The organism is Qipengyuania sp. (genome assembly GCF_964227205.1).
GTDB lineage: Bacteria > Pseudomonadota > Alphaproteobacteria > Sphingomonadales > Sphingomonadaceae > Qipengyuania.
On the sequence record NZ_CAXQVB010000007.1, the window covers coordinates 21,799 to 48,754 of the forward strand.

Here is a 26,956-nt window from a genome sequence, read left to right on the forward strand (position 1 = left end):
TCGCCCTTTTCCACCCGTTCCCAAGCTCAGGAGTCTCCCCATTTCGACGAGCCGCCCCGCCGCCCTGCCGACCACCCCGCCCCGGGCCGAGAAACGCGACTTTTCCTATGCGCATCACGGCATCACCATCGCCGATCCCTATGCCTGGCTGCGCGATCCTGCCTATCCGGAGGTGACCGACAAGGAGGTGCTCGCGCATCTCGAGGCGGAGAATGCCTGGTTCGAGGCGCGGATGGCGCCGCACAAGGATCTGGTCGAAACGCTGTTCAAGGAGATGAAGGCGCGCATCAAGGAAGACGACTCGACCGTACCGCAACGCCGTGGCGAGTGGCTTTACTGGTCCGAATTCGAACAGGGCGCGGAGTATCGCAAATATTACCGCAAGCCTGTCCCCGGCGGCGCCGAGGGGCCGGTGGACGGGGGCGAGGGCGTGCTGATCCTCGACGAGAATGCGCTCGCCGAGGGTCACGACTATTTCCGCCTCGGGAGCTTTTCGGTCTCCAGGGACGGGAAACTGCTCGCCTATTCGGTAGATACCAACGGGTCCGAACGCTTCACCGCGCGGATCAAGGACCTCGAAACCGGCGAGCACCTGCCCGACGAGATACCCGGCACTCTGTCCGACCTCGTCTGGGTGATGGACGACACCGCGCTGGTCTACGGCCGCGCCGACGAACATTGGCGCGTCCACGATGCCACGCTGCATGTGCTCGGCACTCCGCTCGACCAGGACGTAGAACTCTATCGCGAGAACGAGGACGAGGGCTTCCGCGTCGGCGCGGGGCTCAGCGCGCAGGAAGACTGGCTCGTGATCGCCACCGGCGACAACGAGACCAGCGAGGTCAGGCTGGTCCCGGCGAACGATCCGACAGCCGAGCCGATCCTCGTCCGCCCGCGCGCGAAGGGCGTCGAATACGATGTCGACCTGCGGACCGACGGAGGCAAGACCACACTGTGGGTCCACACCAATGACGGGCATATCAATTTCCGGCTGGCGACCGCCTCGCTCGACGATCCCGGCACGTGGGAAACGCTGATCGAGGGGTCGGACGAGTTCTACCTCGACGGGTTCGAACTCTATCGCGACTTCTACGTCACCGAAGGGCGGCTGAACGGGCTCGACCAGATCCAGCTGCGTTCCTACGCCGATCCCAACCTGGTGAAGCCGATCGCCTTTGCCGAGGCGAGCTATACCACCGGCCTGACCAACAATCCCGAATACCACCAGGACAAGCTGCGGCTGTCGTACCAGAGCATGGTCACGCCCGATTCGGTCTATGACTACCATGTCGAAAGCGGCGAATTGGAACTGCTCAAGCAGCAGGAAATTCCCAGTGGCTACGATCCCTCGCTCTACGTCACCGAGCGGCTCGAGATCGAGGCTCGCGACGGGACCATGATCCCGGTGAGCGTGGTGATGCGCAAGGACCGTGCCGAGCGATACCCCGACGGGGGCGGCCCGCTGCATCTCTATGCCTATGGCGCCTATGGCTATGCCGTGCCGCCGGGCTTCTCGACCACGCGGCTCAGCCTCGTCGACCGCGGCTTCGCCTATGCCATCGCGCATATCCGCGGCGGCGACGATCTGGGGCGCAAATGGTATCTCCAGGGCAAGCTCAACGATCGGCTCAACACCTTCACCGATTTCGTCGACGTGGCGAAGGGGCTCGCGGCCAGGGGCTATACTGAAGAGGGCAGGATCAGCATTTCGGGCGGCTCTGCGGGCGGCGGGCTGATGGGTGTCGTCGCCAATACCGATCCCTCCCTGTGGGGCGCGGTGGTGGCGCATGTTCCCTTCGTCGACGTGCTTGCGACCATGCTCGATGCCGAATTGCCGCTGACCCCGGGCGAATGGCCCGAATGGGGCAATCCGATCCTGTCGAAACAGGCCTTCGCCTACATCCTCAGCTACAGCCCTTACGACCAGGTGGTGGCGCAGGACTACCCGCCGATGCTGGTGACCGCCGGCCTCAACGATCCGCGCGTGACCTATTGGGAACCCGCCAAATGGGTCGCCAAGCTGCGCGAGCTGAAGACCGACGACAACGAACTGCTCTTGAAGACCAACATGGGCGCGGGCCACGGCGGCAAGTCGGGCCGCTTCGAATCGATCCGCGAGACCGCCGAGGAGGTCGCCTTCGTGCTGTGGCAGCTCGGGGTGGCCGCATGACGAACATCTTCACGCGTGTCTTCACCGCCCAGGCAGAGCACATCGACGAACTCGGCCACGTCAACAATGCGGTCTGGGTGCAGTGGATCCAGGACATGGCCACCGCGCATTGGGATGCGGTGGCGCGGGCGGAAGACCGCGCAGCCTTCTTCTGGGTCGTGACCCGCCACGAGATCGATTATCGCGGCAATATCGATGCGGGCGAAAGCGTGACGGGCGAAACCTGGATCGAGGGGCCGGCGCGCGGCGCGACCTCGCTCCGCCGCGTCGATTTCCGCAACGCGGCGGGCAAGGTCATCGTCAGCGCGGCGACGACCTGGGCCATGCTCGATCGGGCCTCGGGCCGGCTGGTCCGCGTCCGGCCCGAGGTGCTCGAACCCTTCGCCTAACCGAGCAGGTCAGCGACCGGGCGGTAGTCGTAGCCGAGTTCGCTGGCGACGGCTTCGTAGGTCACCTGGCCCTTGTGGACGTTGAGACCTTCGGCGAGATGCGGGTCGGTGGCGAGCGCCGCCTTCCAGCCCAGCCGCGCGATCCGCAGGGCATGCGGCAGGGTGACGTTGTTGAGCGCATAGGTGCTGGTGCGCGCCACCGCGCCGGGCATGTTCGCGACGCAGTAGTGGACGACGTCTTCGACCACATAGGTCGGATCGGCGTGGGTGGTCGGCTCCGAGGTTTCGAAACAGCCGCCCTGGTCGATCGCGACATCGACGAGCACGGCGCCCTTCTGCATGTCCTTGAGCATGTCGCGCGTGACCAGCTTGGGGGCCGCCGCGCCGGGGATGAGGACCGCACCGATGACGAGATCGGCGGTGGTCACGGCGTCGTAGAGATTGGCCGCGTTCGAGAAGCGCGTCGCCGCGCGCGCCTCGAAATGCGTGCCGACCTTCTCGAGGACCTCGGGGTCGCGGTCGAGGATGGTGACGTCGGCGCCGAGGCCGACCGCCATCTGCGCGGCATTGAAGCCGACCACGCCGCCGCCGATCACCACGACCTTGCCCGGCATCACACCCGGCACGCCGCCGAGCAGCACGCCGCGTCCGCCATGCGCCTTTTCGAGCGCGGTGGCACCTGCCTGAACGCTCATGCGCCCGGCGACCTGGCTCATCGGCTTCAAGAGCGGCAGCTGGCCGCGCGGACCGGTGACGGTTTCATAGGCGATCGCGGTCACGCCGCTATCGACCAGGTCCTTCGTCTGCTCGGGATCGGGGGCGAGGTGAAGGTAGGTGTAGAGGATCTGCCCCTCGCGCAGCTTCTTGCGCTCGATCGCCTGCGGTTCCTTGACCTTCACTACCATTTCGCACTCGGCGAAGATCGGGTCGGGGCCGTCGACGATCCTGGCGCCGGCGGCGATATACTGCTCGTCGGTCGCATCGATGCCGCAGCCCGCCTGCGTCTCGATCCACACCTCGTGGCCCTGCATGACGAGCTCTTTCGCGCTCTCGGGCGTCAGGCCGACGCGATATTCGTGATTCTTGATTTCCTTGGGGCTGCCGATGAGCATTGGGGGACTCCTTGTCTGCGGCAGCCCGTTACAACTGCAACCAAGTCGGGGCAAGCCCGCGCCCTCTCCTAGGGCTGCGGCGTCTCGGCGATCGACCAGTTGGCGGTGACCACTGAGCCATTGTCGACGGTTCGCATGTCGACCAGTCCCGCGCTATCGCCCAGCGCCTGTTGCACGGCGGCCAGCGCATCCGCGCTGCCGCTCAGGCCGATCCGCAATCCGGTCCGCCGCGCGGCCCAGCCGATCAGCGCCACGCGGCGCAGGTTCTCGCCGTCGAGCCCCGCTTCGCCCACGCTGATCGAGGGCAGGGCGACGAGGGGAGGACGCAGCTCGACCGTCCAGCCGGGCGTCGACCGTTCGAGCCGGCGTTCGAGCTCGCGGTAGCCCGCCAGCGACAGGCCATCGAGCGGGCGGGCAGTGGCCTGCGCCCGGTTGCGCTCGCGGTCGAGCATCACATCGGCGCGTTCGACGCCGGCAATCAACGCCAGGCTGCGGCCCAGCGCGGCGATCTGCCGCTCGCTCGCCTCGGCCGCCTCGCGCGCGCGGGCCTGCGCCAGTGCTGCCTTTTCGGCGGCGCCCGGATCGGTGCCGACCTGGAACTGGTCGATCGCCACCCGCACCGGCCGGCCGAGCCGCGATTCGAGCCGCCGCGCGATCTCGGCATCGGCATTGGGATTGAACTCGGGCGTGAACACGCTCGCCGATACCGTTATCGGTTCGGCGGCCCAATTGACGATCGGCTGGTCGACGCGGGCGCGATTGGTGAAGGCCTCGGAGACCTCCTGGTTGACGATGCGCTGGCCATTGGCTTCCCAGGCAATGGTCCGCAGCGAAAATCCCAGCGGCACCGCCAGCGCGACGAAGATGGCGAGGATACCGAGCGATTGCACCCTGGTCTGGCGCTCGGTCAGGTCGGTCTGGAAACCGTAGAGTCGCGCCATCACCGCGGCCGTCAGGCCGATGGTCATAAGGTTGGTGATGAACAGGCCCAGCGCGCCGCCGAACACCGTCCAGTTGAAGGTGGCGAGGCCGAAACCGACCACCGCCAGCGGCGGCATGAGGGCGGTGGCGATCGCCACCCCGACAATGGTACCCTCGCGTCCGCGAATGACCGCATAGGACCCGGCGAGCGCCGAGAAGAGCGCGACGAGCAGGTCGAACAGGTTGGGTCTCGTGCGCGCGGCGATCTCCTCGGTCACCGTCTGCAGCGGCGAGAGATAGACGATCAGGGCGCAGAAGAGGATCGCGAAAAGCGAGCCCGCGACCAGCGCCTTGCCGCAGCGGCGCAACCAGGCGACATCGCCCGTGGCGAGCGAAAAGCCGGTGCCGATGATCGGGTTCATCAAAGGCGAGAGCAGCATGGCGCCGATGACCACCGCAGGCGAGGACAGCAGCAGGCCGAGGATGGCGATGCCCGCGCTCATCGCGGTCATGAAGATATAGCGGCTGGTCAGCAGCGATTCGCCGCGCACCCGCTCGATCGTCGCGACATGGTCGAGATCGGCGATTACCCCGTCGCGCCACCACATGCGGATTTCAACAAGCGCGCGCAGGATCGTCCACCGGCTGATCGGGCGGCGCTTGGGGTGGTCGGCGCCGGGCTTGCCGTTGGTTTCTTCGGACCAGTCGTCGGCGGGAATGTCGGAAGGATGAGCCATCGCCGGGCGATTTAGCGGCATGACTCGTGAAAGTCCCGCCTCATCTGCGGGATCGTCAGATCGGGTTGCCGTCCTGGTCGCGGAAGATTTCGCGGCGGCCGACATGGTTCGCCGGGCCGACCAGCCCTTCGCTCTCCATCCGCTCGATCCACTTTGCGGCGGTGTTGTAGCCGACGCCCATCTGGCGCTGCAGCCACGATCCCGAAGCCTTCTGGTTCTCGATCACGATCTGGCAGGCCTGGCGGTACTTGCGTTCCTCGGGATTGTCGGAGGCGGTGAACTCGTCCTCGAAGTTGAATCCGCCGTCCTCGGGCTCCTCGGTAACCGCATCGACATAATCGGGCTTGCCCTGCGCGCGCCAGTGATCGGCGACCCGCTCGACCTCCTCGTCGCTGACGAAGGGACCGTGGACGCGGATCATCGCGCCGGTGTTGGGCTTGTAGAGCATGTCGCCCTTGCCCAGCAGCTGTTCGGCACCCTGTTCGCCCAGGATCGTGCGGCTGTCGATGCGGCTGGTGACCTTGAAGCTGATGCGGGTGGGCAGGTTCGCCTTAATCACCCCGGTAATGACGTCGACCGAGGGGCGCTGCGTCGCCATGATGAGGTGGATGCCCGCCGCGCGGCTCTTCTGCGACAGCCGCTGGATCAGCACCTCGATTTCCTTGCCCACGGTGACCATGAGGTCGGCCAGCTCGTCGACGATCAGGACGATCAGCGGCAGCGGTTCGTAATCGAGCTGCTCTTCCTCGTAGAGCTCCTCGCCGGTTTCGGGGTCGAAGCCGGTCTGCACCCTGCGGCCGAGCGGCTTGCCCTTCTCGATCGCCTTCTTCACTTTCTCGTTGAAGCCCGCGATGTTGCGCGAGTTCACGCTACTCATCATGCGGTAGCGCTTCTCCATTTCCTCGACCGCCCATTTGAGCGCGCGTACCGACTTGTGCGGTTCGGTCACCACCGGGCTGAGCAGATGCGGGATGTCGTCGTAGGTCTTGAGCTCGAGCACCTTGGGGTCGATCAGGATCAGGCGGCACTCGTCGGGGGTGAAGCGGTAGAGCAGCGACAGCAGGATCGCGTTGAGGCCGACCGACTTGCCCGAGCCGGTGGTTCCCGCGACCAGCAGGTGCGGCATGGCGGCGAGGTCGGCGACGATCGGTTCGCCCGCGATGTCCTTGCCGAGGATCATCGGCAGGCTGCCCTTGTGCTCGACGAAGGCGGCGGAGTTCGCCAGCTGCTTGTAGCTGACCATCTGGCGGTCGGCATTGGGCAGTTCGATGCCGATCACCGTCTTTCCCGGAATGGGCGAGACGCGCGCGGAGATGGCCGACATGTTGCGCGCGATATCCTCGGCCAGCCCGACCACGCGGCTGGCCTTGATGCCGGGTGCAGGCTCGAGTTCGTACATGGTGACCACCGGGCCGGCGCGCACCGCGGTGATCTCGCCCTTCACGTTGAAATCGTCGAGCACGTTTTCGAGCAGTCGGGCGTTACGCTCGAGCGCCATCTTGTCGAGCTTGGGCGCCGAATTCTCGGGCGCGTCGTCGAGCAAATCGTGGCTCGGAAGCTGGAAGCTTGCGAACATGTCGCGCTGCTTGGGCTTGGCCGGCTTCGACTGCGCGGGCAGCGGCGCGGGATCGGCGATCTCGGGCGCACGGCGCGATTCGCGTGGCTGAGCCGTTTCGGTGTCGGTGTCCTCGTCCTCGTCGTCGAGCAGCCTGGCGCGCTTCTGTTTCTTGGGCGCGAGCGGCAGGTCGAGTTCCGGCAACGCTGCCTTGCGCTTCACGAACTCGGGCAGCGTCAGGAACTGCGCCCAGTCGATCGCGAACACGCGGGTTACCAGCGCGATCCCGCCGCCGAGCGCGACCAGCGCCAGCGCAAGCACGATCCAGCCGGCGAAATCGCCGCCGAAGCGATCGGCCACCGCCTCGATACCTAGCCCGCCGAGCTGGCCGAAGAGACCGCCATAACCGGCCGGAAGGCTCCCGCCGGTTTCCTCGAAGACCAGCGCCAGGACCGTGCCGAGCAAGCCCATCGCCGCCAGCAGCAGCGCGAAGGGGCCCCACCAGCGACCGGGCGTCTCTTGCTCTTCCTCGTGCTCGACACCGCTCCACAGCCGGCGCGCCGAAATATACAGCAGCGGCAGCAGCAGCACGGCGGTGATGCCGAAGAAGTTGAGCGCGCGCTCGCTGATCCAGGCGCCGCTCGCCCCCATCCAGTTGCGGATGTCCGTGCCGCTCGCGGCGGTCGAGGGGCTGGGGTCGGTCTGCGTATAGCTCGCCAGCGCCAGCGTGAGGAATACGAGCATGGCAAACAGCAGCCCCGCGCCCGCCATATGCGTGGCGCGGCGGAAGCTGCGGCGGAAGGCCGCGCGCCAATCGGGTGCTGCGCCTGCGCGCGTAGCCATGAAAATTCCCCTGATCCGTCGGATGCGCGCAGTATGAATCCTCGGGGACTCGCGCGTCAAGCGACCTTCGCCGAAGCGAGTCCGTCGATCGCCCCCCAGCGCGGCCAGTCGAGGTCGCGCGCGCGTTCGTGCGTCATCCCGCCGAGCGCGATGACCGGCACGGGCGATTGCTGGGCAAGCACGTGAAAGCCGTGCACGCCGAGTGTCGCGGCGCCGGGGTGCGAGGCTGTGGCGAAGACCGGCGACAGAAATATCCCGTCTGCTCCCGCCGCAATGGCCGCCTGCAGTTCCGCACCATCATGCGCAGTGGCGAGGCGGAGCCCCGCGCCGAGGCTGCGGGGAGGGCCGTAATGCCCGTCCGCTCCCCAGTCCTGCGCACCCGACAGTATCACCACATGGCCGCATTGCCGCGCGAGATCGGCCAGCGCGGTGAAGCGAGCGTACCGCGCTGCGGGATCGAGGTGGTAGTGACGGAACACGAAGCCCGATCCACGCGGCAGTGCGCGCAGCGCCTCCTCGATCGTCGTATCGTTGCGCGCATCGCTGAGCAGCCAGAGCATGGGAAGGGAGGGCTGTTCTCGTGTCACGCACACGCTATAGCGCGCCGCGATGGAAAAGGCAGATACCCCGCTTCAGCAGGTACAGGCGAATATCGCCAAGGCCTGCAAAATTGCCCGTAGGGAAGCCGAGGAGGTGACCCTCGTTGCAGTCAGCAAGACGCATCCCGCCGAGGCGATCGAGCCGCTGCTGCGCCAAGGCCAGCGCCATTTCGGCGAGAACCGCGTGCAGGAAGCGCAGGGCAAATGGCCCGCGCTGCGCGAGGCCTTTCCCGCAGTGCAGCTCCACCTGATCGGTCAGCTCCAGTCGAACAAGGCGGAGGATGCCGTGGCACTGTTCGATGTTATCCATTCGCTCGACCGGCCGAGCCTGGTCAAGGCTCTGGCCAAGGCGATGGACAAGCTCGACCGGCGCGTTCCCTGCTTCGTCCAGGTCGATGTCGGCGAGGAAAAGCAAAAGGGCGGCTGTCCGGTGGCCGAGCTTTCCGCGCTGCTCGAACAAGCGCGCGCGGCCGACATTCCGCTTGCCGGGCTGATGTGCATCCCGCCTTTCGACATCGAGCCCGCGCCCTTCTTCGCCTTCCTCGACAAGCTCGCGCGAGATCACGGGTTGGACGGCCGCAGCATGGGCATGAGCGGCGACTACGAAACCGCGATCAAGCTCGGGGCGACGCATGTCCGCGTCGGCACCGCGCTGTTCGGCGAGCGCCCCGCCCTCACGTAGCGAAGCGGTAGGGCTGCAAGAATCCCTACGCGTTCTCGAGCCGGTCCTGCAGCGCATCGCTGGCGGCTTCCATCAGCCGCGCCTCGATCCGGTTCATCCGCTCGCCGGGCTCGAGCTTCCCGCCGGTGAGATCAGTGACGTAGAAGGTGTCCGCCGCGCGTTCGCCGTAATTGGTGACATGGGCCGACTGGACCACCAGCCGGCTTTCGAACAGCACGCGCGCGAGGCGGTTGAGCAGCGCCGGACGATCACGCGCATTGACCTCGATCACGGTGAAGCGGTTCGATGCCTTGTTGTCGAACAGCACTCGCGGGGCGACGTCGAAGGCGCGTGCGCGGCTGTGCGCCAGCGGGCGCTGGGCCAGGCGCGGTGCCAGGTCGACCTTGTTGGCGAGCGCATCGGCGATGCTCTGTTCGAGCCGCGCGAGCTGGCTGTCTTCGGCAAAGGGTTCGCCATGCGGGTCCTGGACGAGGAAGTTGTCGAGCGCCCAGCCAGCCCGCGTGGTGTGGATGCGGGCGTCGATGATGTTGCCCCCGGCGAGATGGATGCCGCCGGCGATGCGGTAGAACAGGCCCGGGTGGTCGGCGGCGATGACTGTCACCAGCGTCGCCCCGCGCGCTTCGTAGAACTCGCAGTGGATCGACAACTCGTGCTCGAGTTCGCGCGCCGCAGCATAATGGACCAGATTGAGCGCGATGATATCGACCGGTTCGGCGATCCAGTAGGCATCGCCCATGGTCTTGGCGAGGTCCTCGACCAGCCCCGCTTTCGCGCCGAGCAGCTCGGCCACTTCGGCCTGCTTGTGGGCGATCTTCTGCTTGCGGCCATGGCGCATGTGGCCGAGCCGCAATCGCTCGCTCGATATATCGTAGAGCTCGCCGAGCAGCTGGCCCTTCCAGCTGTTCCACGTGCCCGGCCCGACTGCGCGGATATCGACCGCGGTAAGGATGGCGAGATGCCGCAGCCGCTCGGCGCTCTGCACCTGGCCGACGAAATCCTCGATCGTCTTGGGGTCGGTCAGGTCGCGCTTCTGCGCGGTGTGGCTCATCAGCAAATGGTTGCGCACCAGCCACGCGACGATCTCGGTCTCGCTCGCGGTCAGGCCGAAGCGCGGGCACAATTCCTCTGCCACTTCGGCGCCGAGCACCGAATGGTCGCCGCCGCGCCCCTTGGCGATATCGTGCAGCAGCGCCGCGACATAGGCGACCCGGCGGGAATTGACCTTGTGGATCAGCCGCGTGGCGCGCGGGTGGTCGTCGGCCAGTTCGCCCTTCTCGATCCGGTTGAGCAGGCCGATCGCGCGGATGGTGTGCTCGTCCACCGTATAATGGTGGTACATGTCGAACTGCATCTGTGCGTTGACCTTGCCGAAATCGGGCACGAATTTCCCGAACACGCCCGTCTCGTTCATCCAGCGCAGCACGGTTTCGGGATCGTTGCGCCCGCACAGCAGATCGAGGAACAGCGCGTTGGCGCGGGCATCCTCGCGGATCGCGGCGTCGATCAGCCCGCTGTCGCGATTGGCCTGGCGCATCGTCTCGGGGTGGATCTCGAGCCCCTCGGCCTCGGCCAGCTGGAAGATCTCGATCAACCGCACCGGATTGCGCCTGAACCAGTCGTCCGACGGGGCGCCGATCTTGCCCCCATGGACGCGGTACCCCTTGATTTGCCGTGCCTTGGCCTTCCAGCCGGCGAAGAACCCGCGGCGGGCGGTCTTGGCCTCGAACTCGTCGTCGATATGCGCGAGGAACACCCCGGTGAGCGAGCCGACGCGTTTCGCCTGGAGGAAATAGAACTGCATGAAGCGCTCGACTGCGCTCTTGCCCGGCCGCTCGGCGAAATTCATCCGTTCGGCGATCCGGCGTTGCAGGTCGAAGGTCAGCCTGTCCTCGGCCCGGCCGGTCACCACATGCATGTGGCTGCGCACCGCGAGGAGGAAGTTTTCCGCCTTGCGGAAACTGCGGTATTCCTCGGGCGTGAACAGGCCGACATCGACGAGTTCGGACGCGGTCCGCACGCGGTGGATGAACTTGCCGATCCAGTAGAGCGTGTGGAGGTCGCGCAGGCCGCCCTTGCCGTCCTTCACATTGGGTTCGACGACATAGCGGCTGTCGCCCATCCGCTTGTGGCGGGCATTGCGTTCGGCCAGCTTCTCGCTGACGAACTGGCGTTCGTTCCCGCGCACCACCTCGGCGGTGTACCGGCGCGATCCTTCATCGTAGAGTTCCTGGTCGCCCCAAACATAGCGCCCTTCGAGGAGGGCCGTACGAATGGTGAGGTCGCTCTTCGACAGGCGGATCACCTCGTCGAGCGTGCGCGTCGAATGCCCGACCTTCAGCCCCAGGTCCCACAGCAGGTAGAGCATCGCCTCGACCACCTGTTCGCACCAGGCGGTCTTGCGCCCGCCGACGATGAAGGCGATGTCGACGTCCGAATGCGGCGCCATCTCCGCGCGGCCGTAGCCCCCTACCGCCATGATCGCGAGCCGCTCGGCTTGCGACCGGTTGGCGCTGGGATAGAGGTGCGTGACCGCATGGTCGTGGATCACGCGGACCAGCTGGTCGATCAGGAAGGCGAAGCCCCCGGCATTCTCGTGGCCGGCCGAGGGCTTTTCCTCGAGCCGGCGCGCGAGCTCGGCGCGCCCGCTGTCGAGCGCACCCTTGAGCAGCGCGACGATCTCCGGACGGGCCTTGTCGCCCCGCTCACCCGCCAGCGAGTCGATCTCGGCAGCCAGCCGCCGCCGGTCGACGATCGCGCGCTGGCGGGGAATGCGGGCGGTGCTCAAGCGGCGAGATGCTCCTTGGCAAAGGCCGCCTTGACGCTGCGCTTGTCGACCTTCTGCGTGCCGAGGCGCGGCAGCTGCTCCTCGCTCTTCCACACCACGGTCGGCACCTTGAAGGCGGCGATGTGTTCACGCAGGAATTCCTGCAGGTCCTCGACCGTCACATCCTTGCCTTCATGCGTGTAGTAGACCGCCGCGGGGATCTCGCCGAAGCGTTCGTCGGGCAGGCCGAAGACCGAGCATTCGGCCACTGCCGGATGCGCGTAGATCGCTTCCTCGACCTCGAGGCAGGAGATGTTCTCGCCGCCCCGGATGATGATGTCTTTCTTGCGGTCGACGATGAACAGGTAATTGTCCTCGTCGAGATAGCCGAGGTCGCCGGTGCGGAAATAGGCCTGGTCCGAATAGGCGGCGCTGGTCGCTTCCTCGTTCTTCCAATAGCCGAGGAAGTTGCACACCGAGCGGATCGAGACTTCGCCCACCTTGCCCTGCGCCATCGGCTGGCCGTCGTCGTCGAGGATCGCCATGTCGACCAGCGGCAGCGAGGGCATGCCTGTGCTGCTCGGCTTGGCGAGGTAATTCTCGTTCAAATTGCCCGCGCCCACGCCATTGGTTTCGGTAAGGCCGTAGCCGAGCACCGGATAGCCGTCCTGGAAGGCGTCCTTGATCTTCTTGACGTGTTCGATCGGCCGCGCGGCACCGCCGCCGGCGAAGGTCTTGCATTGCGACAAATCGTATTGCTCGCGCTCGGGATGGACCGCGATCTCGTAGCTCATCAACGGCACGCCGACGAAATAGGTGATCTGTTCCTTCTCGAGCAGGCGCAACGCTTCGGTCGCGTCCCATTTGGGCATCAGCACCAGCTTGCGCCCCATGGCGAAGCTCTGCAGCAGCAGCGGGACCTCGCCCGTCACGTGGAACAGCGGCACCGCGACCAGTGCGCTCGGCTGGACGGTGGGCGCCTCGTTACGCTCGGTCAGCAGCTGGAGGATCATCGCCGTCTGGCAGACGTAGTTCATCGTCCCCGAGACCACCCCGAGATGGTCCGAATAGGCGCCCTTGGGATGGCCGGTGGAGCCCGAGGTGTAGAGGATGGTGGCGAGATCGTCGGGCCCGATCTGGCCGAGCATCCGCATTGCCGTATCGCCCTCGGCCCAGACCGGCGCGAGCCCTTCGGCCGGCTGGCCGTGGTCGAAGGTGATCAGCTTGGCCGAATGCGCGATTCCCTCGAGCCGGGCCGCGCGCTGCGGATCGGCGAGCACCAGCTTGCACTCGCACAGATCGATGCCGTAGGCGAGCTCCTCGCCGGTCCACCAGCCGTTCAAGAGCGTGGCGCAGCCGCCGGCCATCAACACGCCCATATAGGCGATGATCCAGTTGGCCGAATTGCGTGCGGCGATGCCGACGCGGTCCCCCTTCTCGATCGCGTGGGTTGTGGCGAGCCCGTGCGCGACATGGCTGGCGGCTTGCCAGACCTCGCCGAATGTCAGCCGCATCTCGCCATCGACGATGAACAGCTCGTCCTTCTTCTCGTTGCAGAAATGCGCGAAGTAGTGGGCGAGGCTCGGCGGGGCGTTCTTGAACGCGGGCATGGCGACCCCGCGACGGGTGACTTCGGTCAGCTCGAACATCTGGCCGGGTGCGGTGACGGCCTCGGTGATGCGGTGGATGTCCTTGTCGAGTTGTGTCGGCATGGGTTGTTTCGTGTCCTCTCCAATCGGCGCGCGGCCTCGGGCCCGAGGCTCGCGCATGAACTGCGGCTCGACGCAGGCTTTCCCCAAAACCCCTGCTATGCCAAAAGCCGCCCCGATGGGTCGCCGGTCGCGGCCTTGGCACCACCTCTAAGGGGATAAGCACTTGCTGTCACTACTGGCTGCATCGGGCGCGGCGGAACCGATCTATTGGGAAAATCTCGGCCTCAGGCCCTATCTTTTCGAGATCGGCGGCTTCCAGCTCCGCTTCTACTCGCTCGCCTACCTGCTCGGCATCCTCCTCGCCTACTGGCACCTGTCGAAGATGATCAAGGCGCCCGGCGCACCGATGGCGCAGCGCCACGCCGACGACCTGTTCTTCTATTGTACGCTCGGCGTGATCCTCGGCGGGCGGCTCGGCTATGTCGCTTTCTACCGCCCCGAACTGTTCGGCACGCTCGATATGTTCAAGCTGTGGGAAGGCGGGATGAGCTTCCATGGCGGGGTGATCGGGGTGATCGTGGCGATCAGCTGGGTCGCCTGGCGGGGCGGGCTGAACTGGCTGCGGGTGAGCGATTACATCGCTGTCAACGTCCCCATCGGCTACATGCTCGGGCGGCTGGCGAACTTCGTCAATGGCGAGCTCTACGGGCGTCCCGTCGAGAGCGATTTCCCGCTGGCAATGGTCTTCCCGACCGATCCCGACCAGCTGCCGCGCCATCCCAGCCAGCTCTACCAGGCGGGTTTCGAAGGTCTGCTGTTGGGCCTGCTGCTGCTGGCGTTGTTCTGGAAGACGCGCGCGCGCTATCGGCCCGGCCTGCTGGTGGCGATTTTCACCATCGGCATGGGGGTGGGCCGTTTCCTGATGGAATTCTTCCGCGCACCCGATGCCTATCTCGCCTATGTCGTCACCGAAACCGGACTGTCGCGCGGGCAATGGCTTAGCTTGCCGATGATCGGCATCGGGATCGTGGTGCTGGTCTATGCGCTGATGAAGCCGCCGGTCGGCGGAGCGCCCAAGGTCGCGTCGCCTTCGGCATGAACGAGGGCGGCGAGACCGGGCTCGCGACAAGCTTTCGCCGGCTGATCGCGCAGCATGGGCCGATGCCCGTGTCGCGCTACATGGGCGAGAGCAATGCGCGCTACTACACCACGCGCGACCCGCTGGGGGCGGCGGGCGATTTCACCACCGCGCCCGAAATTAGCCAGATGTTCGGCGAAATGGCAGGGCTGTGGCTGGCCGATATCTGGGCGCGTGCGGGGCGACCGGAAGAGGCGATCTATATCGAGCTCGGCCCCGGTCGCGGGACGCTGGCGAAGGATGCGCTGCGGGCAATGGCGAGCCAGAGCCTGCGGCCGCAAGTGCATCTCGTCGAGGGGTCCGAGGCGCTGCGCCGCATCCAGGGCGGGGCGCTGGCGGATGCGCGGTTCCACGACACGCTCGATACCCTGCCCGACGACCGACCGATCCTGCTGTTGGCGAATGAATTCCTCGACGCGTTGCCGGTGCGCCAGCTGGTCATGACCGAGCAGGGCTGGCGCGAGCGTATGGTTGGACTCGACGATAGCGGGGCTTTCGCCTTCGTCACGGGGCCCAATCCGATTGACGATGCGGTGCCCGAAGCGCAGCGCGCCGCACCACCAGGCACGGTGATAGAGACCTGTCCGGCGGCGGCGACCTTGGTCGAGGCGCTGGCCCGGCGGCTCGACCTCCAGGGCGGGGCGGCGCTGTTTATCGACTACGGCCACCTCGCGCCGCGCAGCGGCTCGACCCTGCAGGCGGTCCGCGCGCACGAGAAGGTCGATGTTTTCGCCGCGCCGGGCGAAATGGACCTCACCGCGCATGTCGATTTCGCCACGCTCGATGCGATCGCCCGGCGTGAGGGCGTCGCCAGCTCGCTGACCACGCAGGGCGCCTGGCTCACCGCGATGGGGATCGGCCTGCGCGCGCAGGCGCTGGCCAGGGCGACACCGGATCGCGCCGGCGAGCTGGCGGCGGCGCACGACCGCCTCGTCCAGCCCGGTGACATGGGCGAGTTGTTCAAATGCATGGCGCTGGGTGCGCGCGACTGGCCGCGCGGGGCCGGCTTCCCCGAAGGCGAACGCCGCAAGTCCGGCAAGGGTTAGGGGGTCTCGACCCCCGCACGCTGTGCCAGCCGGCGCGCTGCCTCTTCGAACGAGACTTTGTTCTCCTCGCGGTCGACCGAGAGGTTGGCCTCGCGCATTGCCGCAACATCGATCGCGCCGACTAGCGGGCGGAGGGCCTCGAGCAGGCGTTCGTCCTTGCCCGTCTCGGGTGCGAGGAGGACGATAGCATCGTAATTGGGGAAGGCGCCCTGCGGATCGTCGAGGATCACGAGGTCGTCCGCTGCGATACGCCCGTCGGAGGTATAGGCACCGATCACGTCGGCCTCGCCCGACTGCAGCGCGTTGTACATGAAGGTGGGGGCAAAATTGCGCCGCGCGGCGAAGCGCAGGCCATAGGTATCGCGCACCGCAATCCATTCGGGCCTTTCGAAGAACTCGGGATCACCCCCGATTGTCATCCCCTGCCCCTTTGTCGCCAGATCGCCGATCCCGGAAATGCCCGCGCTCGCCGCCGCGGCGCGCGGCATGGCCAGGCCATAGGCGTTCTCGAAGCCCAGCCGGCCGAGCACATGCGTGCCGCTGGTGCGGCTTTCCCAGTCGATGATTTCGGCCAGCATCGCATCGCGCGTGGGGTTGTCGCTGCGCTCCATCTGGTTGGTCCAGATCGTGCCGGTGTAGTCGACGAGGATGTCGATCGCCCCGGTCGACACCGCGCGATGCGCCACTGCCGATCCCAGACCGTCGCGATAGCCGACCGCATAGCCCGCCTTCTCAAGTCGCTGGCCGATCAGCCGGGCGAGGATGTATTGCTCGGAAAAGCCCTTGGCGCCGATGACGATGCGATCCTCGCTGCGCCCGGCGAATTGGACCGCTAGTGCGGCAAGGATGCCGAGCGCCACCGCGCCGAGCCCTCCGGCAGTGAGCAGCCGTCGGCGTGTCCTCAGGCCCCGTTCGATCGTGCCGAGCAGCGCGTCCGCCACCAGTGCCAGTCCGGCGCTGGCGATACAGCCGGCGAGTACCAGCACCCAATTCTGGGTCTGCAAACCGGCGAAGATCGGATCGCCCAGGCTCGGCTGGCCGATGGTTGTCGACAGGGTCGCCGCCCCGATCGTCCACACCGCTGCGGTGCGGATGCCGGCCATGATGTATGGTGCGGCGAGCGGGGCCTCGACCAGCCGCAGGCGCTGCCAGAAGCTCATCCCGACTCCGTCGGCCGCCTCGATCACGCCGGGATCGAGATTGGCCTGGGCGGTCACCGCGTTGCGCAGGATCGGCAGCAGCGCATAGAGCGCAAGCGCGAGCAGTGCGGGGAGGAAACCGAGCGTCGGCAACCCCTCGCCGAAGACCGCGCGCAGGCTCAGCAGGATCGGGAAGAACAGCGCCAGCAGCGCGAGTGCCGGGATCGTCTGGACGAGGCTGGCGAATCCCAGCGTGGCGCGCGCGACCGTTTCCGAACGGCTCGCCCAGATTGCCAGCGGCAGCGCAAGCGCGATGCCCAGCGCGATCGCCGCGGACGACAGCAGGACATGCGCGGCGAGCTTGTCGCCGAGACCGAGCAAGGTGGCCCAGATGCTGTTCACCGGGCGAGTTCCGCCAGTCGGTCGGCCTGACCGCGCGGGACCGATACCAGCGCCTGGGCGATCTCACCGCCGGCCCCGTCGAGAAGCGCATGCGGAGTCTCGTCGGCGACGATCCTGCCACCGTCCATCACCAGTATGCGGTCGGCGAGCAGCAGCGCCTCGGCCATGTCATGCGTGACCATCACCGTGGTCAGGCCGAGTTCGGCGTGAAGTTTGCGCACGCGCTGGCCGAGTGCGTCGCGGGTGACCGGGTCGAGTGCGCCGAAGGGCTCGTCCATCAGCAGCAGTTGCGGCTCGCTCGCCAGCGCCCGCGCGACACCGACGCGCTGGCGCTGGCCGCCCGACAACTCGTCGGGCATGCGCGGCGCCATGGCGGGGTCGAGATCGACCAGCTCGAGCAGCTCGGCGATGCGCGAAGCGGGCAGCCGTTCGCCGACCAGTCGCGGGCCGATGGCGATGTTCTCGGCGACGCTCATATGCGGGAATAGCCCGACGGACTGGAAGACGTAGCCGATCCGGCGGCGCAGGGCGGCCAGCGGGAGGCCGGCAACATCCGCACCTTCGAACAGCACCGTGCCGCCGCTCGGCTCGACCAGCCGGTTGACTGTCTTGAGGAGCGTCGACTTGCCCGACCCCGAAGCGCCGACCAGCGCCACGAAGGCGCCGGGCGCGATGGCGAGCGAGATACCGGCAACCGCGGGTGTGGCGCCGTAACGTTTGCGCAGGTCGCGGAATTCGAGCGGGGCCTGCTGCGCGTGGTTCACGCCGCTGCGTCGTCGGCTTCCGCAGGAGGCTGGTATTCTACCCGCTTGAGTTCGATCGTAACCCCGCCGTCGCCCTTGGCGCGCAGCCTATCGCCCGACATGCGGCCCGGTTGCCAGCATCGCTCGAGGCCGTTTTCGTCATCGGGCTTGAAGCAGAGCCGCTTGTCGCCCTCGCTATCGAGATAGCGCCAGCTGCCGGTCTGCCACGGATCGCCGTTGCGCAAGTCGCGATAGGTGCCGTCCGGGTCGAGATAGGTGGTATAGCGTGCCCCGTCCTCGGCAAGCGCACGCCAGCCGGTGGCGGCGAAAGCTTCGGGAGCCGGTTCGCCGGATGGCGTGGCCGTGGCGCTCGCACCGGTCTCGCCCGTGTCTGTCGACAACGGCTGGTCCGCCTTCTGGCCGGTGCAGGCGGCGAGCGCGAGCGGCCCGATCGCCGCGGCCAGCCAGCGTCCCGTAATTGTTACACCCCGTCGCATGGAAGGAGGCAAAGCACAGGCGGCCATGCGGTGCAAGCCGCGCGGACGATCAGCTATCGATCGACTTGCGCGGGAAGCCGATCCTGACGTGCAGCCCGTCGTCCGAATAGCTGCGCTCGAAAGTCCCGCCGAGCTGCCCTTCGACGGCCATGCGTAGCAATCGCGAACCGAAGCCCTCGTGCGCGCCTGGCGCGGGAATGTCGCAGCTGCGTGCACTCTCTTCCCAGACGACGCTGATATCGCCTCCATCCGCGCCCGTTTCCTCGACGAGGACGGTCACCTGGCCCTCGGGACACGAAAGCGCGCCGTATTTTGCCGAATTGGTCGCCAGCTCGTGGAAGATCAGCGCCAGCGGCGTCGCTGCCCGGGGGCTGATGGCAATGCCGGGGCCGGCGATAGTGAAGCGCGTCTCCTCGGCCGAACCATAGGGCGCTAGCAGGTCGCTCAGCAGGCCGGTGAGCGTGCCTTCGCGATGTCCGTGGTCGGGCCGCACGTAATTGTGTGCCGCACCGAGCGCGCGGATCGCCTGGTTGAGCTCGTCTGCGAATTTGGCGGCTTCGGGACGCCGGCGTGCGCGGATCGAGACGAGGCCCGAGACGACCGCGAAGATGTTCTTGATCCGGTGCGACAGTTCGTTCGCCAGCAGGTCGCGCGCTTCGGACAGCCGCCGCTGGCGGTCGATCTCGATTACAGTGCCGAACCAGCGGCTCTCGCCATTGCCGACCTCCGATTTCACCGCACGCGACAGCATCCAGCGGAATGCGCCATCGGCCAGTTTCAGCCGCCATTCGTATTCGAAGGGCGCGCCGCTGGTGAGCGAATGCTGGAAGGCGCCCGCCGCATTCTCCCAGTCCTCGGGGTGGACCGCCGCCCGCCAGTCGGCCAGCGTTCGCGGTGCCGGCAAGCCGGTGAGCTCGGTCCATTGCGGATTGATGTAGTCGAACTTGCCCGCGGCATCGGTCGACCAGGCGATGCCCGGGACGCTGTCGATCATCCGCTTGAGATAGCTTTCGCGCAAGTGCACGGCCTGCTTGGCGGTCGCTCCCAGCCGATGCTGCGAGAGGCGCCGCATCACCGATTTGGCCAGCACGGCCAGCGTGTTGCGCTGCAGCGCGGTAAGGCCTTCCGCGCGGGGCACGGTGTCGATCACGCACAGCGCGCCGAACGGTGCGCCTTCGGCCGAAACGAGCGGATACCCGGCATAGAAGCGGATATGCGGCTCGCCGGTCACCAGCGGATTGTCGGTGAAGCGCGCATCCTCGCGGGCATCGGCAACCACCAGCGGTTCGGCGCCAAGCATGGCGTGGGCGCAGAAACTCGTCGAACGGGGCGTTTCGCGGGCCTCGAGCCCGGTTCGCGCCAGGAACTGCTGGCGCCCTTCTTCAACCATGGTGACCATGGCCATCGGCGTATTGCAGATCCTGGCGGCGAGCTCGGCAATTTCCTGCAGCTCCGGATCATCGACCATCGACGCCGTGCCATAGGCGGCCAGAATCGCGAGGCGCTCGTCCTCGTCGCAATAAGCGTCCGAGGGCGGTGTGCCCTCGGGCCACAGGAAGGTATCGCTGCGGTACATGACCCTTCTCGCGCGTCTAGGCGCCAGCGCCAATCCGGTAAAGCTTTTCCGAACGAAGGCAGAAAGCGGCTGCTATTGGAATTGCCCCTCGTTGCACGCTCGGCTATCGGCTCGCCCGCATACGATTTTCGCGAGGCATTTGAGGAGACACCATGCGCGCGACCCCCGATTTCGACTTCCAGCTCGGCGAAAGCGCCGAGATGATCCGCGACACCGTCGCCCGCTTCGCCGACGAACAGATCGCTCCGCTGGCCGAGAAGATCGATCGCGAGGACTGGTTCCCGCGCGACGAGCTGTGGCAGGCGATGGGCGAGCTCGGCCTGCACGGCATTACCGTGGACGAGGAAGACGGCGGGCTCGGCCTCGGCTATCTCGAACATGTCGTCGCGGTCGAGGAAGTCAGCCGGGCTTCGGCCTCGCTCGGCCTCAGCTATGGCGCGCACTCGAATCTCTGCGTCAACCAGATCCGCCGCTGGGGCAACGAGGAGCAGAAGGCCAAATACCTCGCCCCGCTGATCAGCGGCGAGCACGTCGGCAGTCTCGCCATGTCGGAAGCCTCCGCCGGGTCGGACGTCGTTTCCATGAAGCTCAAGGCCGAGGCCACCTCGCGCGATGGCGTGGACGGCTACGTCCTCAACGGCACCAAGTTCTGGATCACCAATGCGCCCTATGCCGATACGCTGGTCGTCTATGCCAAGACCGACGGCAATGCCGGCAGCCGCGGCATCACTGCCTTCCTGATCGAGAAGGGTGACGAGGGCTTCTCGATCGGCCAGAAGATCGAGAAGGTCGGCATGCGCGGCTCGCCCACGGCCGAACTGGTGTTCGACGACTGCTTCGTGCCCGAGGACCGCGTGATGGGGCCCGTCAACGGCGGCGTGGGCGTGTTGATGAGCGGGCTCGACTACGAGCGCGTGGTGCTTGCCGGGCTTCAGCTCGGCATCATGCAGGCCTGCCTCGACACGGTCCTTCCCTACCTGCGCGAGCGTACCCAGTTTGGCAAACCGATCGGCAGTTTCCAGCTGATGCAGGCGAAGGTCGCCGACATGTATGTCGCGCTGCAATCGGCGCGCGCCTACACCTATGCGGTGGCCAAGAGCTGCGACGCCGGCCACACCACCCGTTTCGACGCGGCGGGCGCCATCCTGCTGGCGTCGGAAAATGCCTTCCGCGTGGCCGCCGAAAGTGTCCAGGCACTGGGCGGTGCAGGCTACACGCTCGACTGGCCGGTCGAACGCTACATGCGCGATGCCAAGCTGCTCGATATCGGCGCCGGCACGAACGAAATCCGCCGCATGCTGATCGGGCGCGAACTGATCGGGGCGGCGGGTTAAAGCGTTCGAAGGATCATCGTTCCGCCCAGGTGGAGGCAGGCAAGGGCGTATCCAGCACGGTGCAACCGGATATTACGGGTCAGCAAAAGCCAGACGAAAATGACGATCAGCGGAGCTTTGAAAACCGCGGTCGCAATCAGGATCGCCGGAAACATGTCGTTGAAATAGAAAAGATTGAAGGCCGAGGCCGCCAGCGGCGGGATGAGCAGGGCGATGAGTATCTCGATCTTGTTTTCGAGATAGAAGGTTTCGATCTCACCGACTTCAGCGAAGCTTTCCGGCATCATCGCCCGGCCCACGAAGATGTAGGGCAAGGCCATGCACAGCATGGTGACCAGCATCAATGGCGAGAAAGTGAAGACGTCTCGAAGCACGGCCATCGCCGTCCATTGTTCCACCACGCACAGGAGGATGTAGGCGCCGATGAGGATCGGCACATATCCCAGTTTCACCTGGCGCCGGGATTTCAGTGCATCGGCGAGATTTGTAGTGATGGTGGCGACGGCCAGCCCGAGCAGCAGTCCGTAGAACCCGTAGATGATCTCGATATCGGTCATCAGGCCCCCTTCCCAATCGGCGCGATAATCGGCTTGTCAGCTTATAAAACGAACGCGGCTTTTGCCCTAATCGGCACCCGCATGATGTTCGCAGCTCACATCCGGGTTGAACGGCTTGAAGATGCCGTTGGGATTGTCGCGATAGAGCCAGACGTGCCGGTCGTAATGCGGCATGAAATTGTGCGCTTCGTCGGCCTCTGTCTCCGGATTGTCCTCCATCGCGTCATAGGCGAGGCCGTGAAAGCTCGGCGGTGCATCGTGCCCTGCTTCGTGCCAGGCCTTGCGGAAGACGAGGTTCTCGACCGCGACCAGCTCCATCGACCCGTCGGCCTGCGGCTCGTAGATGAGGATCGCCGGATCGCGGAAATCGGTATGCGTCCCTGTGCCGTCCACCCGCGGGTTGGGCGGTCCGTCGACCCCCAGCATATCGGGGCGGAAATAGTGTACGCCCATCGCGCCCAGCGCGGGATCGCGACCCATGTCCTCGGCGGTCTCGCACAGGTTGGCCGGGTCGCGGATGTAGCCTTCGGCCAGTGCAACATCGACATCGCGGAAACGTTCGGTCGCCGCGCGTATCTCGGCAAGGGTCGGCTCGTCCGGACCGGGGTCGGCGAGCGAGGCAGACGGGATCGACAGGCTCGCCGCTGCGATCAGGCTCGCAAGGATCGAAGGCGACAAGCGTTCTACGGCAGGTGCCATGATGGCTTCCTTTCCGCGACCCCTGGTTGATCGAATCCGCCGGCACCCTCCACTTCGCGATCCCCGGGGGTGCCTTTGCGGTGCGCGCGCCCATACCAAATTCGCAAGGTGATGTCATTTCAGCCCGGCATGCTTGGCTTGGCCGTGAGGCGCCGCTAGGTGACGCGCTCTCACCACAGGACTTTTTGATGACCGCACCCGTTCTCACATCCACGCTCGACCGCGATGCCCCCGACGCCAAGGCGCGTTTCGAGCACAACCAGTCGCTTGCCGCGCAATTGCGCTCGAGCGTGGCAGCTGCCGCGCTGGGCGGATCCGAGGGAAGTCGCGAGCGGCATGTCGGGCGCGGCAAGCTGCTTCCGCGCGAGCGTGTCGAACGCCTGCTCGATCCGGGCAGCCCCTTCCTCGAGATCGGCCAGCTCGCCGCCAACGGCATGTACGAGGACGCAATCAACGGCGCGGGGATGATCGCCGGGATCGGCCGCGTCTCGGGTCGGCAGGTGATGATCGTCTGCAACGATGCCACCGTGAAGGGCGGCACCTACTACCCGATGACAGTCAAGAAGCACCTGCGCGCGCAGGAGATCGCGCAGGAAAACCGCCTGCCGTGCATCTATCTCGTCGACAGCGGCGGCGCGAACCTGCCGCACCAGGCCGAAGTCTTTCCCGACCGCGACCATTTCGGGCGCATCTTCTTCAACCAGGCGAATATGTCGGCGCTCGGCATCCCGCAGATCGCCTGCGTGATGGGTTCGTGCACCGCGGGCGGCGCCTACGTCCCCGCAATGTCCGACGAGACGGTGATCGTGCGCAATCAGGGCACGATCTTCCTTGCCGGACCGCCGCTGGTTAAGGCGGCGACGGGCGAGGAAATCAGCGCCGAGGATCTTGGCGGCGGCGACCTCCATGCAAAGAAATCGGGCGTGGTCGATCACCTCGCCGAAAACGACGAACACGCGCTCACCATAGTGCGCGATATCGTCAGCCATCTCGGCGACAACCATGCGGCGGCCAAGGCAGTCGAGCTGAAGGAACCGCGCCCACCCAAGTTCGACGCCGAGGACCTCTACGCCATCGTGCCGGAAGACGTGCGCGCGCCCTATGACGTGCACGAAGTGATCGCGCGCCTTGTCGACGGCAGCGAGTTCCACGAATTCAAGCAGCACTACGGCAGCACGCTGGTCTGCGGCTTCGCGCATATCTGGGGCATGCCCGTGGCGATCCTCGCCAACAACGGCGTGCTGTTCTCCGAAAGCGCACAGAAAGGCGCGCATTTCATCGAGCTCGCCTGCCAGCGCCGCATCCCGCTGCTGTTCCTCCAGAACATCTCCGGCTTCATGGTCGGCGGCAAGTACGAGGCCGAAGGCATCGCCAAGCATGGCGCCAAGCTGGTGACAGCGGTCGCCACTGCCACCGTGCCCAAGGTCACCGTGGTCATCGGCGGCAGCTTCGGCGCGGGCAATTACGGCATGTGCGGCCGCGCCTATTCGCCGCGTTTCCTCTTCACCTGGCCCAATGCGCGCATCAGCGTAATGGGCGGCGAACAGGCCGCAAGCGTCCTCGCCACCGTCCACCGCGACGCCGACAGCTGGACCCCCGAACAGGCAGAGGAATTCAAGGCCCCGATCCGCCAGAAATACGAGGACGAGGGCAACCCCTATTACGCCACCGCGCGGCTGTGGGACGACGGCGTGATCGATCCCGTCCAGACCCGCGACGTGCTCGGCCTCGCCTTCGCTGCCTGCCTCGAGGCGCCGATCCCCGAGCGCCCGCAGTTCGGCGTGTTCCGGATGTAGGCTCGCAATCCGCCGGCTCTGTGCTAGGCGGGAGCGGGGAGAGACAATGCCGACCGATCCGAACCGTCAGCCTTCGCTGCTGTCGCGCCTGGTGCGGCGCATGCTTGTGGCGCTCTATCGCTGGAAGGGCTGGCAGCTCGAGGGGGGCCGGCCCGCCTGCGACAAGTTCATCATCCTCGGTGCGCCGCATACCTCGAACTGGGACTTCGTGTTTTTTCTCGGCGCGACGCATGAACTCGGCATCCGGCCGAGCTTCATGGGCAAGCTCAGCCTTTTCAAATGGCCCGCGACCAATTTCATGCTCGACATGGGCGGCATCCCGGTCGACCGCTCGAAGAGCGGCAATTACGTCGAGCAGGTCGCCGATGCCTTCACCCGGGCCGACAATCTCGCGCTGGTCATCGCGCCCGAGGGATCGCGCACCTTCAAGGGCGGCTGGCGCAGCGGCTTCTACCACATCGCAATGGCCGCGGGCGTCCCGATCGTTCCGGCATGGGTCAACAATGAAACCATGCGCGGCGGAATGGGCGAACCGCTGATGCCGAGCGGCGATTACGAGGCCGATCTCGCCCGGTTGGCGCAATTCTACCGCCGCAAAATGCCCGATTGCGATCGCTTCCGCGCTCTGGAAGACAGTATCGGGCTGCAGGGGAAGGAGAGGACATGATCGTCGAATCGCTGATCGCCAACGCGGTGATCCTCGTCGGGCTGGCACTGCTGCTGTGGGTGCTTGCCATCCAGATCGACGACGTCAGCTTCGTCGATGCCTATTGGGGCGGCGGCATGGCGCTGCTGGCGCTGGTCAGCTGGCTGCGACTCTACGATCCCGGCCCGCTGGCAACGCTGCTGATGGCTATGACGGCGATCTGGGGGCTGAGGCTGTGCCTCTATCTGCTGCTGCGCTGGCGGCGCGAGGGCGAGGACAAGCGCTATGCGCGCATCCTCAGGAAGGATCGCGAGAAGGGGCGCTTCGCCGTGGCCGCGCTGACCAAGGTGTTCCTCGGCCAGTCGGTGCTGCTGTTCATCGTTTCCAGCCCCGCGCAATACGGCATTCTCGAGGCCAGTGCGCTGACCCCGGTCAGCGGACTGGCGCTGGTCGGCGTGGCCCTTTGGGCACTGGGGATATTCTTCGAATGGGTCGGTGACTGGCAGCTCGCCCGATTCAAGGCGGATCCTGCCAATGCCGGCAAGGTGATGGACCGTGGCCTGTGGCGCTATACCCGCCACCCCAATTATTTCGGCGATGCCTGCGTCTGGTGGGGAATCTGGATCGCGGCCGCCTCGGCCGGCTGGTGGGTCGCGGCGGCGACGGTGATCGGCCCGCTGTTCCTGACCTTCACGCTCACCCGCTGGTCGGGCGCGCCGCTGCTCGAAGGCGGGATGAAGAAATCGCGCCCCGACTACGCCGATTATCGGGCGCGCACTTCGGCCTTCATCCCGCTCCCGCCGAAGAAATCCGCCCGCTAGACCGGAAAGGGGTTTCACCCGCCCCAAAGCGTCCCTAATTTGCGAGTCGAACCGATGGGAGCGCGCGAGGCGTGAGCGAGAAGGAAATCGACGAATTGCGCAGCCGCTTCGCGCGCGAGGCGATGGCGCTGATGGAGCGTACCGGCGAAGAGGTCACGCGGACGCGGCTCGCCGCCGAATTGAAGATCGCCCGCGCCCGGCTCGACGTTGTTTTTCCCGAAGAAGGCGACCTGCTCGAGGCGGTAACCGGCGAATGGTTCGCGCCCAAGCTGGCGGTGATGGACGAGGTCATGGCCTCCGACCTGCCGCCGCCGCGCAAGATGTACGAATTTTTCGCCCGGCGTTTCCGCCTGCTGCGGCAGAACTTCCGCGACGATCCGGCAACCTTCAACCTCTATGTCGAGATGGGCGAGCGCTATTTCGAATATGCGCGCAGCTATATCGACCTCGGCGACCACTATCTGTGCGAACTGGTCGCCGAAGCGCAGGCCGAGGGGTTCCTCGCAGGGCTCGATGTCGACACGGCGATGTCGCTCATCAACCAGATGGTGAACTGCTATCTTCAGCCCTACATGATCGCGATGATCGACGACCGGCTGAGCGAGGAGAAGCTGGCGCTGATCGTCGGTGCGATCTTCGACGGGCTCGACGCCAAGGATGGCGGCGCGCGCGGCACCCAAGATATCCGCGCCGCCTGACCGCGTGCTGCCAGCTGCCGGTCGACGGTGCGCTGCCCGGCGCCAGCTCTGCCTGTTCGACGAGCGGGATGTCGGCCTGCGCGATCTGCCGCCGCACTTCGCCTCGATCGGGGGATGACAGCGGAGACGGCGCCTCCCGGGACTGGATTCTCGAAGCGGGAATCGTCTCCGACTCCCGCTCGTTTGCAGCCGCGATTCTCCGTTCAAGGCGCCTTCGCGGTGGTGGCGTACCGCAGGTGTGGTGAGGTGGCCTGGGGAGGCGCGGCCTGGGAATGGCGGAATTCCGCTGTTTTTCGCCATTCGTGGAAATATCCTGCAAAAAGCCATTGACCGAATCCCGGGTCGCGCCTAGATGGCGCTCACCGACGCGGCGCTGGCGGTTTCGACAGCCTGCCGCGATGGTCGCCAACAGAGACGGATAGCCGGTCCCCCGGTGTTAA

General features: G+C 66.2%; 22 protein-coding genes. 10 read left to right on the forward strand and 12 right to left on the reverse strand.

The annotated features are described in order from the left end of the window. Positions 1-40 precede the first annotated feature (40 nt). Positions 41-2,170 carry a S9 family peptidase gene (locus ACEQZ0_RS14420; RefSeq protein ID WP_370191791.1) on the forward strand — a complete coding sequence of 710 codons (2,130 nt, stop codon included), beginning with the start codon at positions 41-43 and terminating at the stop codon, positions 2,168-2,170. Beyond that, positions 2,167-2,559, forward strand: coding sequence for an acyl-CoA thioesterase (locus ACEQZ0_RS14425; protein WP_370191753.1), 393 nt, complete (start codon positions 2,167-2,169; stop codon positions 2,557-2,559). Before ACEQZ0_RS14420 ends, ACEQZ0_RS14425 begins: the two co-directional genes overlap by 4 nt. Here ACEQZ0_RS14425 and ald read toward each other — a convergent pair. The 4 genes from ald to ACEQZ0_RS14445 all read right to left on the reverse strand — a co-directional run bounded on the left by ald (position 2,556) and on the right by ACEQZ0_RS14445 (position 8,287). Beyond that, entirely contained in the window at positions 2,556-3,671 is a 1,116-nt protein-coding gene (gene ald / locus ACEQZ0_RS14430; RefSeq protein WP_370191755.1) for an alanine dehydrogenase, read from the reverse strand. The two genes, ACEQZ0_RS14425 and ald, sit on opposite strands and share 4 nt — an antisense overlap. A gap of 68 nt (positions 3,672-3,739) precedes the next feature. Next, on the reverse strand, positions 3,740-5,329 hold the full coding sequence (locus ACEQZ0_RS14435; protein ID WP_370191757.1) for a DUF389 domain-containing protein: 1,590 nt from the start codon (positions 5,327-5,329) through the stop codon (positions 3,740-3,742). A 55-nt stretch (positions 5,330-5,384) separates the two neighbouring features. Further along, the gene (locus tag ACEQZ0_RS14440) at positions 5,385-7,727 is read right to left on the reverse strand and encodes a DNA translocase FtsK 4TM domain-containing protein (RefSeq protein ID WP_370191758.1); all 2,343 of its coding nucleotides are present in this window, start codon (positions 7,725-7,727) and stop codon (positions 5,385-5,387) included. Between the two features lie 56 nt (positions 7,728-7,783). After that, positions 7,784-8,287, reverse strand: a complete 504-nt coding sequence (locus ACEQZ0_RS14445; RefSeq protein ID WP_370191760.1) for a thiamine phosphate synthase — start codon at positions 8,285-8,287, stop codon at positions 7,784-7,786. A 49-nt stretch (positions 8,288-8,336) separates the two neighbouring features. On the opposite strand from ACEQZ0_RS14445, the gene ACEQZ0_RS14450 reads away from it, so the two are divergent. Continuing rightward, positions 8,337-9,008 carry a YggS family pyridoxal phosphate-dependent enzyme gene (locus ACEQZ0_RS14450; RefSeq protein WP_370191762.1) on the forward strand — a complete coding sequence of 224 codons (672 nt, stop codon included), beginning with the start codon at positions 8,337-8,339 and terminating at the stop codon, positions 9,006-9,008. A 25-nt stretch (positions 9,009-9,033) separates the two neighbouring features. On the opposite strand, the gene ACEQZ0_RS14455 is transcribed toward ACEQZ0_RS14450, so the two are convergent. Together ACEQZ0_RS14455 and ACEQZ0_RS14460 are read right to left on the reverse strand one after the other, a co-directional pair. Further along, positions 9,034-11,793 (reverse strand): [protein-PII] uridylyltransferase, encoded by a 2,760-nt coding sequence (locus tag ACEQZ0_RS14455; RefSeq protein WP_370191763.1) that lies wholly within the window; start codon positions 11,791-11,793, stop codon positions 9,034-9,036. After that, entirely contained in the window at positions 11,790-13,484 is a 1,695-nt protein-coding gene (locus tag ACEQZ0_RS14460; protein WP_370191765.1) for a class I adenylate-forming enzyme family protein, read from the reverse strand. The genes ACEQZ0_RS14455 and ACEQZ0_RS14460 overlap by 4 nt, the downstream gene beginning before the upstream one ends. Before the next feature lie 163 nt (positions 13,485-13,647). Here ACEQZ0_RS14460 and lgt point away from each other — a divergent pair, with 163 nt between their 5' ends. After that, a complete protein-coding gene (lgt, locus tag ACEQZ0_RS14465) occupies positions 13,648-14,523 on the forward strand; it encodes a prolipoprotein diacylglyceryl transferase (protein ID WP_370191767.1) in 876 nt (291 codons plus the stop codon). Further along, on the forward strand, positions 14,520-15,608 hold the full coding sequence (locus ACEQZ0_RS14470; protein WP_370191768.1) for a class I SAM-dependent methyltransferase: 1,089 nt from the start codon (positions 14,520-14,522) through the stop codon (positions 15,606-15,608). Before lgt ends, ACEQZ0_RS14470 begins: the two co-directional genes overlap by 4 nt. Here ACEQZ0_RS14470 and ACEQZ0_RS14475 read toward each other — a convergent pair. Genes ACEQZ0_RS14475 through ACEQZ0_RS14490 form a run of 4 tightly spaced genes read right to left on the reverse strand, consistent with a single transcriptional unit; the run spans position 15,605 to position 19,965 of the window. Then, positions 15,605-17,149, reverse strand: coding sequence for an ABC transporter permease/substrate-binding protein (locus ACEQZ0_RS14475; protein WP_370191769.1), 1,545 nt, complete (start codon positions 17,147-17,149; stop codon positions 15,605-15,607). The two genes, ACEQZ0_RS14470 and ACEQZ0_RS14475, sit on opposite strands and share 4 nt — an antisense overlap. Beyond that, positions 17,146-17,913, reverse strand: coding sequence for an ATP-binding cassette domain-containing protein (locus tag ACEQZ0_RS14480; RefSeq protein ID WP_370191771.1), 768 nt, complete (start codon positions 17,911-17,913; stop codon positions 17,146-17,148). Before ACEQZ0_RS14480 ends, ACEQZ0_RS14475 begins: the two co-directional genes overlap by 4 nt. Further along, entirely contained in the window at positions 17,910-18,389 is a 480-nt protein-coding gene (locus ACEQZ0_RS14485; RefSeq protein ID WP_370191772.1) for a hypothetical protein, read from the reverse strand. The genes ACEQZ0_RS14480 and ACEQZ0_RS14485 overlap by 4 nt, the downstream gene beginning before the upstream one ends. 49 nt (positions 18,390-18,438) lie before the next feature. Beyond that, positions 18,439-19,965, reverse strand: coding sequence for a sensor histidine kinase (locus ACEQZ0_RS14490; RefSeq protein WP_370191773.1), 1,527 nt, complete (start codon positions 19,963-19,965; stop codon positions 18,439-18,441). 152 nt (positions 19,966-20,117) lie between these two features. On the opposite strand from ACEQZ0_RS14490, the gene ACEQZ0_RS14495 reads away from it, so the two are divergent. Continuing rightward, entirely contained in the window at positions 20,118-21,299 is a 1,182-nt protein-coding gene (locus tag ACEQZ0_RS14495; protein ID WP_370191775.1) for an acyl-CoA dehydrogenase family protein, read from the forward strand. Here ACEQZ0_RS14495 and ACEQZ0_RS14500 read toward each other — a convergent pair. Both ACEQZ0_RS14500 and ACEQZ0_RS14505 read right to left on the reverse strand, forming a co-directional pair. Next, a complete protein-coding gene (locus ACEQZ0_RS14500) occupies positions 21,296-21,856 on the reverse strand; it encodes a hypothetical protein (RefSeq protein ID WP_370191777.1) in 561 nt (186 codons plus the stop codon). The two genes, ACEQZ0_RS14495 and ACEQZ0_RS14500, sit on opposite strands and share 4 nt — an antisense overlap. Before the next feature lie 66 nt (positions 21,857-21,922). After that, a complete protein-coding gene (locus tag ACEQZ0_RS14505) occupies positions 21,923-22,555 on the reverse strand; it encodes a hypothetical protein (RefSeq protein ID WP_370191779.1) in 633 nt (210 codons plus the stop codon). 188 nt (positions 22,556-22,743) lie between these two features. On the opposite strand from ACEQZ0_RS14505, the gene ACEQZ0_RS14510 reads away from it, so the two are divergent. The 4 genes from ACEQZ0_RS14510 (at position 22,744) to ACEQZ0_RS14525 (ending at position 26,516) form a co-directional block, all read left to right on the forward strand. Continuing rightward, a complete protein-coding gene (locus ACEQZ0_RS14510) occupies positions 22,744-24,351 on the forward strand; it encodes a carboxyl transferase domain-containing protein (RefSeq protein ID WP_370191781.1) in 1,608 nt (535 codons plus the stop codon). A gap of 46 nt (positions 24,352-24,397) precedes the next feature. Beyond that, on the forward strand, positions 24,398-25,018 hold the full coding sequence (locus ACEQZ0_RS14515; RefSeq protein ID WP_370191783.1) for a lysophospholipid acyltransferase family protein: 621 nt from the start codon (positions 24,398-24,400) through the stop codon (positions 25,016-25,018). Next, on the forward strand, positions 25,015-25,818 hold the full coding sequence (locus ACEQZ0_RS14520; protein ID WP_370191785.1) for a DUF1295 domain-containing protein: 804 nt from the start codon (positions 25,015-25,017) through the stop codon (positions 25,816-25,818). The genes ACEQZ0_RS14515 and ACEQZ0_RS14520 overlap by 4 nt, the downstream gene beginning before the upstream one ends. A gap of 71 nt (positions 25,819-25,889) precedes the next feature. Further along, complete coding sequence (locus ACEQZ0_RS14525; RefSeq protein ID WP_370191787.1) at positions 25,890-26,516, forward strand: hypothetical protein; 627 nt, start codon at positions 25,890-25,892, stop codon at positions 26,514-26,516. The last annotated feature ends 440 nt before the right edge of the window (positions 26,517-26,956 follow it).